The sequence below is a fragment of the Streptomyces sp. NPDC050504 genome (assembly GCF_044458065.1).
Lineage (GTDB): Bacteria > Actinomycetota > Actinomycetes > Streptomycetales > Streptomycetaceae > Streptomyces.
Genome location: NZ_JBITHO010000004.1, coordinates 698,539 through 711,136 on the forward strand (window position 1 = coordinate 698,539; position 12,598 = coordinate 711,136).

Annotated in this window: 11 protein-coding genes; 4 read left to right on the forward strand and 7 right to left on the reverse strand. The window is 71.1% G+C overall.

The features are described 5' to 3' along the window. Positions 1 to 62 precede the first annotated feature (62 nt). Both ACIBNE_RS18375 and ACIBNE_RS18380 read left to right on the forward strand, forming a co-directional pair. Positions 63 to 728, forward strand: a complete 666-nt coding sequence (locus tag ACIBNE_RS18375; RefSeq protein ID WP_399272649.1) for a DUF402 domain-containing protein — start codon at positions 63 to 65, stop codon at positions 726 to 728. 191 nt (positions 729 to 919) lie between these two features. After that, on the forward strand, positions 920 to 2,818 hold the full coding sequence (locus tag ACIBNE_RS18380; protein WP_399272651.1) for a SpoIIE family protein phosphatase: 1,899 nt from the start codon (positions 920 to 922) through the stop codon (positions 2,816 to 2,818). Between the two features lie 172 nt (positions 2,819 to 2,990). Here the strand turns inward: ACIBNE_RS18380 and ACIBNE_RS18385 are convergent, their stop codons facing one another. Continuing rightward, the gene (locus ACIBNE_RS18385) at positions 2,991 to 5,429 is read right to left on the reverse strand and encodes a transglycosylase domain-containing protein (RefSeq protein WP_399272653.1); all 2,439 of its coding nucleotides are present in this window, start codon (positions 5,427 to 5,429) and stop codon (positions 2,991 to 2,993) included. A gap of 283 nt (positions 5,430 to 5,712) precedes the next feature. Here ACIBNE_RS18385 and ACIBNE_RS18390 point away from each other — a divergent pair, with 283 nt between their 5' ends. Together ACIBNE_RS18390 and ACIBNE_RS18395 are read left to right on the forward strand one after the other, a co-directional pair. Then, positions 5,713 to 6,648, forward strand: a complete 936-nt coding sequence (locus ACIBNE_RS18390) for an SPFH domain-containing protein (RefSeq protein ID WP_399272655.1) — start codon at positions 5,713 to 5,715, stop codon at positions 6,646 to 6,648. Between the two features lie 146 nt (positions 6,649 to 6,794). Then, entirely contained in the window at positions 6,795 to 6,989 is a 195-nt protein-coding gene (locus ACIBNE_RS18395) for a hypothetical protein (protein WP_399272975.1), read from the forward strand. Between the two features lie 251 nt (positions 6,990 to 7,240). Here ACIBNE_RS18395 and ACIBNE_RS18400 read toward each other — a convergent pair whose 3' ends face one another. From ACIBNE_RS18400 to ACIBNE_RS18425, 6 genes are all read right to left on the reverse strand, one after another. After that, positions 7,241 to 8,101, reverse strand: coding sequence for a fumarylacetoacetate hydrolase family protein (locus tag ACIBNE_RS18400; RefSeq protein WP_399272657.1), 861 nt, complete (start codon positions 8,099 to 8,101; stop codon positions 7,241 to 7,243). Positions 8,102 to 8,219: 118 nt separating this feature from the next. Further along, complete coding sequence (locus tag ACIBNE_RS18405) at positions 8,220 to 8,996, reverse strand: YidC/Oxa1 family membrane protein insertase (protein ID WP_399272659.1); 777 nt, start codon at positions 8,994 to 8,996, stop codon at positions 8,220 to 8,222. A 431-nt stretch (positions 8,997 to 9,427) separates the two neighbouring features. After that, a complete protein-coding gene (locus ACIBNE_RS18410) occupies positions 9,428 to 9,754 on the reverse strand; it encodes a DUF6412 domain-containing protein (RefSeq protein ID WP_399272661.1) in 327 nt (108 codons plus the stop codon). 107 nt (positions 9,755 to 9,861) lie between these two features. Further along, complete coding sequence (locus ACIBNE_RS18415; RefSeq protein WP_399272663.1) at positions 9,862 to 11,424, reverse strand: sodium:solute symporter; 1,563 nt, start codon at positions 11,422 to 11,424, stop codon at positions 9,862 to 9,864. Then, the gene (locus ACIBNE_RS18420; protein ID WP_399272665.1) at positions 11,421 to 11,663 is read right to left on the reverse strand and encodes a DUF3311 domain-containing protein; all 243 of its coding nucleotides are present in this window, start codon (positions 11,661 to 11,663) and stop codon (positions 11,421 to 11,423) included. Before ACIBNE_RS18420 ends, ACIBNE_RS18415 begins: the two co-directional genes overlap by 4 nt. Before the next feature lie 14 nt (positions 11,664 to 11,677). Continuing rightward, the gene (locus ACIBNE_RS18425; RefSeq protein WP_399272667.1) at positions 11,678 to 12,568 is read right to left on the reverse strand and encodes a class E sortase; all 891 of its coding nucleotides are present in this window, start codon (positions 12,566 to 12,568) and stop codon (positions 11,678 to 11,680) included. Between the last annotated feature and the right edge of the window lie 30 nt (positions 12,569 to 12,598).

Here is a 12,598-nt window from a genome sequence, read left to right on the forward strand (position 1 = left end):
TCCGTTATCGGGTGGTGATCTGGACCGCAGCGCGAGCGGGTCCCGACTCCTAAGATCTGCGCATGACAGGTACGGAAGGCATGCGGCGCTGGGCGCCCGGGGAGCACGTCCTCTGGCGCTACCGGGACATTGCCTCCGGCGACGTGCACATCTGCCGGCCCGTGACGGTCGTCCGGGACGCCGAGGACGTGCTCGCCGTCTGGGTCGCGCCCGGCACCGAATGCGTGAAGCCGGTGCTCGTCGACGGCACGTCCGTGCACGAGGAGCCGCTGGCCACGCGGTACACCGCCGCCAGGACCACCACCCGCTCGCCCTGGCTGGGCAACGGCGTGCTGAAGCTGGCGCGGCCCGGCGAGCCCTGGTCCGTCTGGCTGTTCTGGGACCAGGGCTGGCACTTCCGGAGCTGGTACGTCAACCTTGAGGAGCCCCGCACCCGCTGGTCGGGCGGGATCGACTCCACGGACCACTTCCTGGACATCTCGGTCTTTCCGGACCGGAGTTGGGTCTGGCGCGACGAGGACGAGTTCGCCCAGGCGCAGCACGTCGGGCTGATGGACTCCGGGACCGCCGAACTGGTCGGGCGGGCCGGCCGGAGCGCGGTCGACCTCATCGAGTCCTGGGGGCGGCCGTTCCGCGACGGGTGGGAGGAGTGGCGCCCCGAACCCCACTGGACCGTACCCGTGCTGCCCGATGACTGGGACCGCACACCGGCGCATATGCCGTCGTGAGACCCTTGATACGCCCCTGGACACGAAACGTAGGATCGTCCTCCGGAAGTGCCAACCAGCGGGTGTGGAGCACGACCTGACCGTAAGTCACCACGAGGGGGTGGAGCCGTGCCCTGCGCACGGAGAACGGGTATACGCCCCCACGAGGCGATTGCATCGCACAACCGGGCCGGACGGACGGAAGCGGACGCGTGACGGAGCACCCCACCTCGCACGAAGGCCGGCAGCAGCCACCACTCGCTGCCCGGCCGCAGGAACGTACCCGCCCCCGGCAGGAGCAGAGCCCCGGGGCGGCCAACCCCGGGCCCTCGATACCGGGCGCCGCATCCCCCGGCCCCGGGGGCGTCGGAGGCTCGGGGGGCGTGACTCCCGAGGCCGCGCGCCGCGAGGGCGACCGACTGCGCTTCGTCGGCGCCGCCACCCGCAGGATCGCCCGGGGCATAGACCTCGACGAGATCGTGCTCGGCCTGTGCCGGGCCACCGTGCCGACCTTCTCCGACGTCATCCTCGTCTACCTCCGCGACCCGCTGCCCGTCGGCGACGAGCGTCCGGTCTCGCCCTTCGTCCTGCGGCTGCGCAGGACGGACCGGCTGCGTTTAACCGACGAGAGCGCGGAGGGCGGGTCGATCATCGACTCCCTTCCCGTCCTCAGCCCCGGCTCCGACCTCACGCCGACGTCCGAGCTGTGCGAGGTGCGCACCGGCGGCGCGCTCGCCGAGGTGCTGCGCGGGGTGCGGCCGGTCTTCGGCGACTCCGCGGCCGCCCGCGCCGCCCTGCCCGAACTGCTGGGCCCCGGCAGGTCCGTGCCCACCGGCCACCGCGCGATCCTCGCCCCGCTGCGGGGGCGGCGGCGGGTCATCGGCGCGGCCGTCTTCCTGCGCAGGACCGACCGGGCCGCCTTCGAGTCCAACGACCTGCTGGTGGCCGCGCAGCTCGCCACGCACACCGCGCTCGGCATCGACAAGGCCGTGCTGTACGGCCGCGAGGCGTACATCGCCGACGAGCTCCAGCGCACGATGCTGCCCGACTCGCTGCCCCAGCCGACCGGTGTGCGGCTCGCCTCGCGCTACCTGCCCGCCGCCGAGACCGCCCGGGTCGGCGGCGACTGGTACGACGCGATCCCGCTGCCCGGCAGCCGCGTCGCGCTGGTCGTCGGCGACGTCATGGGCCACTCCATGACCTCGGCCGCGATCATGGGCCAGCTGCGCACCACGGCGCAGACCCTCGCACAGCTCGACCTGCCGCCCCAGGAAGTCCTGCACCACCTGGACGAACAGGCCCAGCGGCTCGGCGAGAACCGCATGGCGACCTGCATGTACGCCGTGTACGACCCGGTCGCGCACCGCATCACCATCGCCAACGCGGGCCACCCGCCGCCCATACTGCTGCACCTGGGCGGGCGCGCCGAGGTGCTGCGCGTGCCGCCCGGTGCCCCGATCGGAGTGGGCGGCGTCGACTTCGAGGCCGTCGAGCTGGACGCCCCCGCGGGCGCCACGCTGCTGCTGTACACCGACGGCCTGGTCGAGTCCCGGCTGCGCGACGTGTGGACCGGGATCGAGCAGCTGCGCGAACGGCTCGCCGCCACCGCACAGCTGACGGGCCCCGACCACTCGCCGCCGCTCGAAGCCCTCTGCGACGACGTGCTCGACATGCTCGGCCCCGGCGACCGCGACGACGACATCGCGCTGCTGGCGGCCCGCTTCGACGGGATCGCGCCGAGCGACGTCGCGTACTGGTTCCTCGAACCGGAGGACGCCGCGCCCGGCCGGGCGCGGCGGCTCGCCAGGCGGGCGCTGTCCCGCTGGGGGCTCGAAGAGCTGTCCGACTCCGTCGAGCTGCTGATCAGCGAGGTCGTCACCAACGCGGTGCGGTACGCGGAGCGTCCGGTGACCCTGCGGCTGCTGCGCACCGACGTGCTGCGCTGCGAGGTCGGCGACGACTCGCCGCAGCTGCCCAGGCAGCGCAAGGCCCGCGACACCGACGAGGGCGGGCGCGGCCTGTTCCTGGTGAACCGGCTGGCACGGCGGTGGGGCGCGACGCGGCTCTCGACCGGCAAGGTCGTCTGGTTCGAGCTGTCCACGCGTACGTGACCCGGAGCCCGTCCGCGCGGCGCGTGAAGCGGCGTGTGGAAGCGGCGTGCGGAAGCGTCACGTGAAGGCGGCGTGCGAAAAGGACGTGTGAAAGCGGCGCGTGAAAAGGGCGGTGGCCCACCCCTTCCATGAGGGGTGGGCCACCGCCCTTCGCCGTGTGCGGGTGCCGGTCTCAGCCCCGGCCCGCCGGGCCCGTACTGGCGGAGTCTCCCCCGCCCGGGGTGCCGTCCTGGCCGCCGTCCTGGCCACCGTCCTGGCCGCCCTGCTGCCCGCCCTGCTGGCCGCCGTCCTGGCCGCCCTGTTGGCCGCCTTGCTGGCCGCCCTGCTGCCCGCCTTGTTGGCCGCCCTGCTGACCACCCTGCTGGCCGCCCTGCTGCCCGCCTTGTTGGCCGCCCTGCTGACCACCCTGTTGGCCACCTTGCTGACCGCCCTGCTGGCCGCCCTGCTGACCGCCGTTGGCGTCCGTCGGAGGCTTCGTGGACGGGTCCGTGGGCGGCTTGGTGTTCTTGTCCTTCTCCTTGTCCTTGTCCTTCTCCTTGTCTTTGTCCTTGTCCTTCTCTTTGTCCTTGTCCTTGTCCTTGTCCGGGTCCGGCGTCGAGGACGGCAGCTGGCCCGCGTCGCCCTCCTCGACGTCCTCCAGGTCGAACTTCGCGTCCGAGCCGCCGCCGAGTGCCGCCTCGGTGTAGTCGGCCCAGATCTTCGCCGGGAAGCCACCGCCGTTGGCGCGGCCGTGGTTGGCGGTGCCGGTCAGCGAGACCTGCGTGCCGCCCTTGGGCGACTCACCGAAGAGGGCGACGGTGGTGACGAGTTCGGGGGTGTAGCCGGCGAACCACGCGGAGCGGTTCTTCTCCGACGTACCGGTCTTGCCCGCCGCCTCGTAGGCGCCGTTCCTGACTTCCTTGCCGGAGCCGTTCTGCACCACGCCCTGGAGCACGGAGGTGACGGTGTCGGCGGTGCTGCGCTTGATGACCTGGCTGCCGATGGCGTCCTTGAGCGTGGGCTTGCGGTCCTTGTGCTCGGCGGACTTCACCAGGGCCGGGGTCACCAGCTTGCCGTGGTTGTTCAGGGTCGCGTACACCCCGGCCATGTCCATGGTGGAGGCGTTCATGGTGCCCAGCGACGTCGCGGGCCGCTCGGGGAAGTTCAGGTCGGGCACGCCCATGGAGAGCGCGGTCTCCTTGGTCTTGGTCGGCGTGACGTCCACGATCATCTGCGCGAAGACGGAGTTGACCGAGGAGGCCATCGCCTTCTTCACGTCGATGTTCCCGTAGTCGACGTCGTCCTCGTTCTCCGGCATGAACTCGGTGTCGCTGCCCACGACCGGCCGCTTGCTGGTGCCGTCGTAGATCGTTTCGACGCCGATCCGGTTGCCGTCCTGCGTCTCGGACTCGTTCTCCAGCGCGGAGGCGAACACGATCGGCTTGAACGTCGAGGCGGGCTGGTAGTCCCGGCGGGTGGCGTTGGAGACCCAGTGCTCGGTCGCGCCGACGCCGCCGTACATCGCGACGACGCCGCCGGTCTTCGGGTCGACCGAGGTGGCGCCCGCCTGGACGGTCGCGTCGACCTTGTTGCCCTTGCGGTCGAGGTGCTCGTTGAGCTGCCGGTCGACCGCCTTGCCGAGGGCTTCCTGCTTCTTCTTGTCGATGTTGAGCGTGAAGGTCCAGCCGCCGGCGTCGATGTCGGCCTTGCTGATCTTGTTCCGCTCCATCAACTCGGTCTTGGCCGCCTCGACGATGTAGCCGATCTGGCCCTCCATGCCGGGGGCGGGCTTCGGCGGGATCGGCGTGGGGAAGGCGGTCTTCGCGCGCACCGCCGGGTCGAGCCAGTCCTTCTCGACCATGTTGTTCAGCACGTAGTTCCAGCGCGCCTGCGCGTTCTTCTTGCCCAGCGCCGAGGACGACGCGGTCCACTCGTACTGGCTGGGGGCCTGGAGCGTCGCCGCGAGGTACGCGCCCTGCGCCACGTTCAGCTTCTCGGCGTCGACGCCGTAGTACGCCTGGGCCGCGGCCTGGATGCCGTACGCGCCGCGGCCGTAGTAGCTGGTGTTGATGTACCCGGCGAGGATGTCTTCCTTGGACTTGTTGCGGTCGACCTTGAGGGAGATCACCAGCTCCTTGAGCTTGCGGGTGACCGTCTGGTCCTGGTTCAGGTAGTAGTTCTTGACGTACTGCTGGGTGATGGTCGAACCACCCTGCTTGCCCTTGCCGGTGACCGTGTTGATCAGACCGCGCGCGGTGCCCTTGAGGTCGACGCCGTGGTCGTCGTAGAACGACATGTTCTCAGCGGCGACGAAGGTGTGCTGAACGTCCTCGGGGACCTTGTCGAGGTCGATCATCTCGCGGTTGACCTGGCCGGTGCGGGCCATGATCTCGCCGTTGCTGTACTTGTAGACGTTGCTCTGCAGCATGGCGTCGGCGTTCGCCTTGTCCGGCACGGGCACCATCAAGTAGATGGTCACGAAGCCGCCCATGCCGAGGAGGCAGAGGACGAAGAACGTGCCCAGCAGCTTCTTCCAGGTGAAGAACCTGCGTATGCCGGTCTTCGCCTGTTTCGGCTTCTTCACCCGGCGCGCACTGCGCTGCCGGGCCCGACGCGCTTCCGCTCGGCCCATGTGCTCCGTCGCTCCGCTTCTGGACTGCAACCACTCGAATTACTCGAACTAACCGGGCTGTCCGAACTAATCAGCATCGATCAGCTCAGCAAACTAACACCGCCGGTACGGACAAAGAGGAACCGATCCAGTCTTTTCCGGACGTGACAATCAGCACCCACTCCGATGGAACCGACTCACGAGAGGTGCACAGGGTTGCGAAGACAGCTAATGTGTAATCACATTGCTAGCGCGCTGACAGCTCACTGACCATGCCTGGCAGCAGGACGAAACGGGGAACTCCATGACCAACGACCTCACACCGGACACGCCGGAGATGCCCGCGCCCCGGGTCCGCGAGACCGTGGCCAACAGCATCCCGGGCGGCGTGGGACTGCTCCTGACGGTGCTCGGCGCCATCCTGGGCGTCGGCCTGTGCATCGGCGGCGGCGTCATCGGCGCGAACGGCCACAACGGGGTCGGCGTTCCGCTCTTCATCCTCGGAGTGATCCTCTTCTTCGGCTCCCTGTTCTGCATGTCGGGCGTGAAGATGGTGGCGCCGGGCGAGGCGCGGGTCATCCAGCTCTTCGGGCGGTACGTCGGGACGATCCGCACCGACGGTCTGCGCTGGGTCAACCCGCTCACCAGCAGCCGCAAGATCTCGACCCGCGTACGGAACCACGAGACCGCGGTCCTCAAGGTCAACGACGCCTACGGCAACCCGATCGAGCTGGCCGCGATCGTGGTCTGGAAGGTCGAGGACACCGCGCAGGCGCTGTTCGAGGTGGACGACTTCCTGGAGTTCGTCGCGACGCAGACCGAATCGGCCGTGCGGCACATCGCGCTCGAGTACCCGTACGACTCCCACGACGAGGGCGGGCTCTCGCTGCGCGGCAACGCGGAGGAGATCACCGAGAAGCTGGCCGTCGAACTGACCGCGCGGGTCGAGGCGGCGGGTGTCACGATCATCGAGTCCCGCTTCAGCCACCTGGCGTACGCTCCCGAAATCGCCTCCGCGATGCTCCAGCGGCAGCAGGCGGGCGCGATCGTCGCCGCGCGGCAGCAGATCGTGGAGGGCGCGGTGGGGATGGTCGAGATGGCGCTCGCCCGGATCGCCGAGCAGGACATCGTGGAGCTTGACCCGGAGCGGAAGGCGGCAATGGTGTCGAACCTGATGGTGGTGCTGTGCGGGGACCGGGCGGCACAGCCGGTCGTGAACACCGGCACGCTCTACTCGTGACCGAGACGCGGGACGGGGCGACCCAGGGGGACGGCTCGCCTTCGGGGGACGGTTCGCCCTCGGGAGGCGGCGCCCTTCCGGAGGGCGGCTCGCCCTCGGGTACCGGGGCGGCGGGGGCTCGACGGGCCGGCGCCGCTCGTAAGCAGATGCTGCTGCGACTCGATCCCGCGGTGTACGACGCGCTCGCGCGGTGGGCCTCGGACGAGTTGCGCAGCGCGAACGCCCAGATCGAGTTCCTGCTGCGCAGGGCGCTCGCGGAGACGGGGCGGCTGCCGGGGAGCGCGGCCCCCATCCCCCGCCGGGGGCGCCCGCCGAAGGCACCACCGGCAGACCAGGAGTAGGCAGGAGTACGGGCGGGCCCCGCCCCTCCCCTTCCCCGCGCCCCATTCAGGGGTGCGGGGAACCGCACTCGAACGGGGCACGTGCCGCGCGTACCCACGAACCCCGAGCGGGCCTGCCCCTCACCCCGCCGAAGGCGAAAACAGCACCCCGGGCAACGGGACCCCCTGGCAACGGCACCCCGGGCAACAGGACCCTCGCAAGGCCCCCGCCCCGGGGAGCCCCGCCCCCGGACCCGCGCCCCGCAGGGGCGCTACGCGGGCTTCAGTTCCTGCCGCTGCCGCCCCAGCCCCCCGATCTCCAGCTCCACCACGTCCCCAGCCCGCAGGTACGGCTTCGGGTCCGGCTCCCCCAGCGCCACCCCGGCCGGCGTCCCCGTGTTGATGACGTCACCGGGGTACAGCGTCATGAACTGGCTCACGTACCGCACCACCTCCCCCACCGGGAAGATCTGCTCCGCGGTCGTGCCGTTCTGCTTCAGCTCGCCGTTGACCCAGAGCTTGAGGTCCAGCGCCTGCGGGTCGCCCACCTCGTCGGCCGTCACCAGCCACGGCCCCAGCGGGTTGAACGTCTCGCAGTTCTTGCCCTTGTCCCACGTCCCGCCGCGCTCGATCTGGAACTCCCGCTCCGAGACGTCGTGCGAGACGGCGTACCCGGCGACGGCCGCCAGGCCCTCCTCCGCCGACTCCAGGTACCGGGCGGTCCGCCCGACGACCACCGCCAGCTCGACCTCCCAGTCGGTCTTCTCGCTGCCGCGCGGCACCAGCACGGTGTCGTGAGGACCGACGACCGTGTCGGGCGCCTTGAAGAAGATGATCGGCTCGGCCGGTATCTCCGCGCCGGTCTCCCGCGCGTGGTCGTGGTAGTTCAGCCCGATGCACACGATCTTGCCGATCCGGGCGACCGGCGGCCCGACGCGCAGCCCCGCCGCGTCGAGGGCGGGCAGCGAGTCGGGGTCGGCCCCCGCCTCGCGTACGCGCGCGAGGGCGGCGTCATCGGCGAGCAGTTCCCCGTCGATGTCCGCCACGACCCCGGAGAGGTCCCGCAGGACCCCCTCCGCGTCGAGCAGCGCCGGGCGCTCGGCCCCGGCCGTACCGACACGCAACAGCTTCACGGTCTGTCTCCTCGTGGTCGAAGTCAGGCCCCGTTCGATGGGTAGCGGCCATCGGCGGATTGGCCGATCCTCCAAGAGTTCCGTTCACTCCACAAGACCCCGTTCACACACTGGACCGTTACCCGGCAGTAGCCACCTCCGCCTTCACGGGCACCATGTCGCGGTAGAGGACGGCCCGCTCGACCGCGCTCCAGGTGGTGCTGGTGACGATGTAGAGCGACGCGGCGAGCGGCAGGACCGCCACCGAGAAGAGCGTCATGAAGGACATCAGCGGCATGAGCTTGTTGATCGCGCCCATGCCGGGCACCGGCTGTCCGTCGGGCCCCGTCGGCGCGGGCGTCAGCGCCGCGGACGCCGCCATCTGGAGCTTCGTACGGCGGTAGTTGAAGGTCGCGACGGCGGTGACGAGCGCGAAGAGGGCCAGGTAGACCAGGCCGTGCCCGCCGAAGGGCCCGCCGTCCGCGAGCGCGTCCTTCCAGTGCCCACCGAGCGGCGCCTCGAAGAGGGTGTGGCTGAGCAGGTCGTTGGGCTCCCCGCCGATCGAGGCGTTGGAGAACAGGTGGAAGAGGAGGAAGAAGGCGGGCAGCTGGAGCAGGCTCGGCAGGCAGCCGGAGAGCGGCGAGACCTTCTCCTCGCGGTGCAGCTCCAGCAGCGCCTTCTGCATGCGCTCGGGGTTCTTGCCGTGCTTCTTGCGCAGCTCGGCGATCTTCGGCTGGAGCTTCATCCGGGCCTTCTGGCCGCGCGCCGAGGCCCGGGAGAGCGGGTGGACCGCGAGCCGCACGAGCGCGGTGAACAGCACGATCGCGGCGGCCGTGGCCGAGGCGTGGAAGAGGGGTTCGAGCGCGTCGGCGAGCGAGCCGACGAGACGGGCGAAAGCGGACATGAACGCGGACATGGAAGCCCTCCGGGGCATGCGGAACGCGCGGAGTGCGCGCGGGAATCTCGCGGGATGCGATCGGGTACATACGACTGCGGCGTGACGGCCCCGGAGGGAACGGGGATCCGGAGGAGGAGGCGAGGGAGGGAGAGAGGGGGGGAAGGAACGGGACGGGGCGGAACGGGGCGGGGATCGGGGGCGGTGGGTGGAGCCGGGCGCGGTGCCCTACTCATTCAGTGCGGTGAGGCACGCCCCGGGTTGCGGCCGGTCGCGAAACGCATGCGCGTCGTCCGCTCCGCGGTCCTGCCCGATGTCCTGCCCGATGTCCCGCGCGGAATGCCCTCGCGGGCTCCCCGGACGGGTCGGCCCGTCCGGATCTCCCTGCCTGGATCTCCCCGCCCGGATCTCTCCGGGCGAATCTCCCCGCGCGAATCGCTCGCGCGGATTCCCTACGCGGTGGCCGTCGAAACGGCCAGGCCCGGCGCCCGCGGCCTGCGGCGGCCCTGCGCGTCCGGGTCCCGTTGCGGCAGGAACGCGGTGCGCCGCTCGCGGTCCCTGATCGCCGTGCGCACCCGCGTAGGCGGCACGGAAGGGGCGCAGCGCGCGGAGATGAGCGCCGCGACGGCGAGCGCGGAGCCCGCTGCGGCGGTCGCGGCGAGCGCGACGGCCGCGGTGACGCTGCCCGCGCCCTCCACGAGGAGGACGTCGACGAAGAGGAAGAGCAGCAGCCCGACGGGGCGCAGCAGCCGCGAAACGGCACTGGCGACGTGGTCCATGCCCGGCTCCTCCCGCTCTTCGGTCCGTGGGCCGCCGTCCGTACGGCCCGCGCTCGGGTCTACGGCCTTCCCGGCCGTACAACCCTCTCAGCCGTTATACACGATGGCTACGCGCGTTCGGTTTCCACCGGCCGAAACGCTCCCGCGGAACCGTCCTCGCCCGTCTCCTCCTCCAACGGGTCCCGCGCCAGCACCTCGGAGTCCGGCCGTTCGTCGTCCTTATCGCCCCGCCCCGCGCACGACACGGCGAGTGCCACCGCGAGGTTCGCGGCGAGCGCGACGAGCCCCGCGTTCACGCCCCACACGGGGTCGTTGTCCGTGAAGACCAGCCCGCAGACGAGCGCGACGCCCACCGCGAGCCCGCTCACCGCGCCGACCAGGCTCAGCCGCCGCCACACCAGCCCCAGCAGCACCATCGGAAGGAGCTGCGCCATCCCCTCGTACGAGACGAGCGAGAGCCGTACGAGCGTGTTGGGCGCCGTGTACGTCATGACCAGCGCGATCACTCCGGCCGCGAGCACCACCAGCTGCGCCGCGCCCTTCTGCCGCGCCTGCCACTTCGGTACGAGGGAGAGCACGCTGCGCCCCCACATCGTGCCGATCACCAGCATGAACACCGCCATCGGCACGACCGAGGACAGCGCGGCCGCGACCCCGATGAGCCCCACGGCCCAGGCGGGCAGCGAGTCGACGACCAGTTCGAACAGCGCGAGGTTGGACTCGGCGCCCGTCAGACCGGGGACGACGAACAGCGCGGCCATCCCCAGCAGCATGGGGACGAACAGCAGCACGTTGTACGCGGGCAGCCAGATCGCGTTGCGGCGCAGCGCGTCGGCGTCGCGGGCGCCGAGGTACCCGGCGACGGTCGTCGGGAAGATGACGACGGTCAGCGCGTTCAGGAACGACGTGCTGACGAACCACGCCCCGCCGAGCCCGCTGCCGCCGTCCGCCTTCGGCGCGCCGCCGTGCCCTGGGAAGGTCAGCCAGTCGCCCTTCTCGTCGACCAGGCGCGCCAGGAGGTCCCCGTACCCGTCGAAGTAGTGCAGGGGCACGTACACGGCGAGGAACCCCAGCGTCCCGATGACCAGCGCGTCCTTCAGCACGGACACCCAGGCACTGCCGCGCAGCCCGCTGACGACCACGAAGCCGGTGGTGACGGCGAAGGCGACGAAGTACGCCCAGTCCAGGCTCACGGCCCCGTAGGAGATGGTCGAGACGACCACCCCCATGCCGGTGATCTGGAGCTGGATGTACGGCAGCAGGAAGACCGTCGCGAGGACGGCGACGACCGCGCCGAGCCAGGGCCGCCGGTAGCGGTGGGCGACGATGTCGGAGAGGCCGACGAGGCCGTGGCGGCGCGCGTACCCCCATAGGAGGGGGCCGACCACGTACCCGAGCGCGTAGCCGCAGGACATGTAGGCGACGACGTACAGCACGGGGGCGCCGTAGTTGTACCCCCAGCCGGCGGCTCCGAGGTAGCTGAAGCTGGTGTAGCCCTCGCCCGCCATCAGCACCCAGATGAAGACGGCGCCCAGGCTGCGCCCGCCGACCGACCACTCCGCGAGTCCGCCGGAGCCGCCGCCCCTGCCGCGTACGGCGGCGAGGCCGAGGGCGACGGCTCCGGCCATGAAGACGGCGAAGATCGAGGTGGCGACGGCGGCGTCGCTCATGACCGTGCCCCTTCGCGCTCACGTCCGGAGCGGCTCCTGCGGTCCGCCCGCCAGGTCAGCCAGACGGCGAGCGGTGTCAGCAGGGTCGCCCCGAGCAGCCAGGCGAAGAGGAAGGGCAGTCCGAACACCAGGGGCCGTACGCGGTTCACGAACGGCACGGCCCCCAGGTACAGCACGAAGGGCACCAGCAGCCACAGGACTTGGGGACGGCCTTTCAGACCGTTCGGTACGTTCACCACTCACGGAACGTTACTCACTTGGGTCGCACGGACTTGAGTTTTCCCCACACGACGAGCCGGTGTGTGGAGGAGAACTCGGGCGCACAGGTGGTGAGGGTCAGATAGCGGCCGGGTACGGCGTACCCGTAGCGCGGTTTCACCCGGCTGCGCGGAACGGGCGCGATGACGCCGCGGTCGGAGGGCGCGGTCTGCGGGAGGGTCTGGTCCACGACGTACACGTAGTACGCCGTCCTGCTCTCGACGCGCACTTCGTCCCCCACGCGCAGGCGGTCGATGCGGCGGAAGGGTTCGCCGTGCGAATTGCGGTGCCCCGCGAGCGCGAAGTTCCCCGGTTCGCCCGGCTGTGCGGTACCGGGGTAGTGCCCGACGTACCCCTTGTCGAGGACGGCGCGTTTGCCGACGCCCTGGGCGACGGGGGTGGTGACGCCGAGGGCGGGGATGCGCAGGACGGCGTACGCCTGGTCCCAGCGGGGTGCGGCGGTACGGGGCGGGGGGCCGCCGGGGGCGGAGCCGCCCCGGCGCCCGCCTTTGGAGTCCCCATCGGATCCACTCCTGGGGCCGCCCTCGGAACCGCCCTTTGCGTCACCCTCGGAACCGTCCCGCGCGTCACCCTCGGAACCGCCCCGAGGATCGCCCTTGACCGCCGCCCCGCTTCCCGTGTCCGCCCTCTCCCATTCCTTCTCAAGGGCGCGGACTTGGCGCTGGGCACCGGCGCGGGCCTCGCGGTTGGTCCACCACAACTGGTGCACCACGAACAGCAGGAGTACGAGGCCGCAGGTGACCGTCACCTCGGCCGCGCCCCACAGCAGGCGCGCCCAGGGCGCGCGAACACGCCGCGCGCCCGCCCCCGCGCCGTGCGGGCCGTGCCCCTGTACCGCCACCGGAATCCGCTGCTGCCGCCGCACGCCGCGCACCATAAGGCCTGCCCCTTGAAC

What these genes read in the sequence shown, in the direction of transcription:
- ACIBNE_RS18375 (WP_399272649.1), top strand. Translation starts at nt 63, where the DNA reads ATGACAGGTACGGAAGGCATGCGGCGCTGGGCGCCCGGGGAGCACGTC.
- ACIBNE_RS18385 (WP_399272653.1), bottom strand. Translation starts at nt 5,429, where the DNA reads ATGGGCCGAGCGGAAGCGCGTCGGGCCCGGCAGCGCAGTGCGCGCCGG.
- ACIBNE_RS18390 (WP_399272655.1), top strand. Translation starts at nt 5,713, where the DNA reads ATGACCAACGACCTCACACCGGACACGCCGGAGATGCCCGCGCCCCGG.
- ACIBNE_RS18395 (WP_399272975.1), top strand. Translation starts at nt 6,795, where the DNA reads ATGCTGCTGCGACTCGATCCCGCGGTGTACGACGCGCTCGCGCGGTGG.
- ACIBNE_RS18405 (WP_399272659.1), bottom strand. Translation starts at nt 8,996, where the DNA reads ATGTCCGCGTTCATGTCCGCTTTCGCCCGTCTCGTCGGCTCGCTCGCC.
- ACIBNE_RS18410 (WP_399272661.1), bottom strand. Translation starts at nt 9,754, where the DNA reads ATGGACCACGTCGCCAGTGCCGTTTCGCGGCTGCTGCGCCCCGTCGGG.
- ACIBNE_RS18415 (WP_399272663.1), bottom strand. Translation starts at nt 11,424, where the DNA reads ATGAGCGACGCCGCCGTCGCCACCTCGATCTTCGCCGTCTTCATGGCC.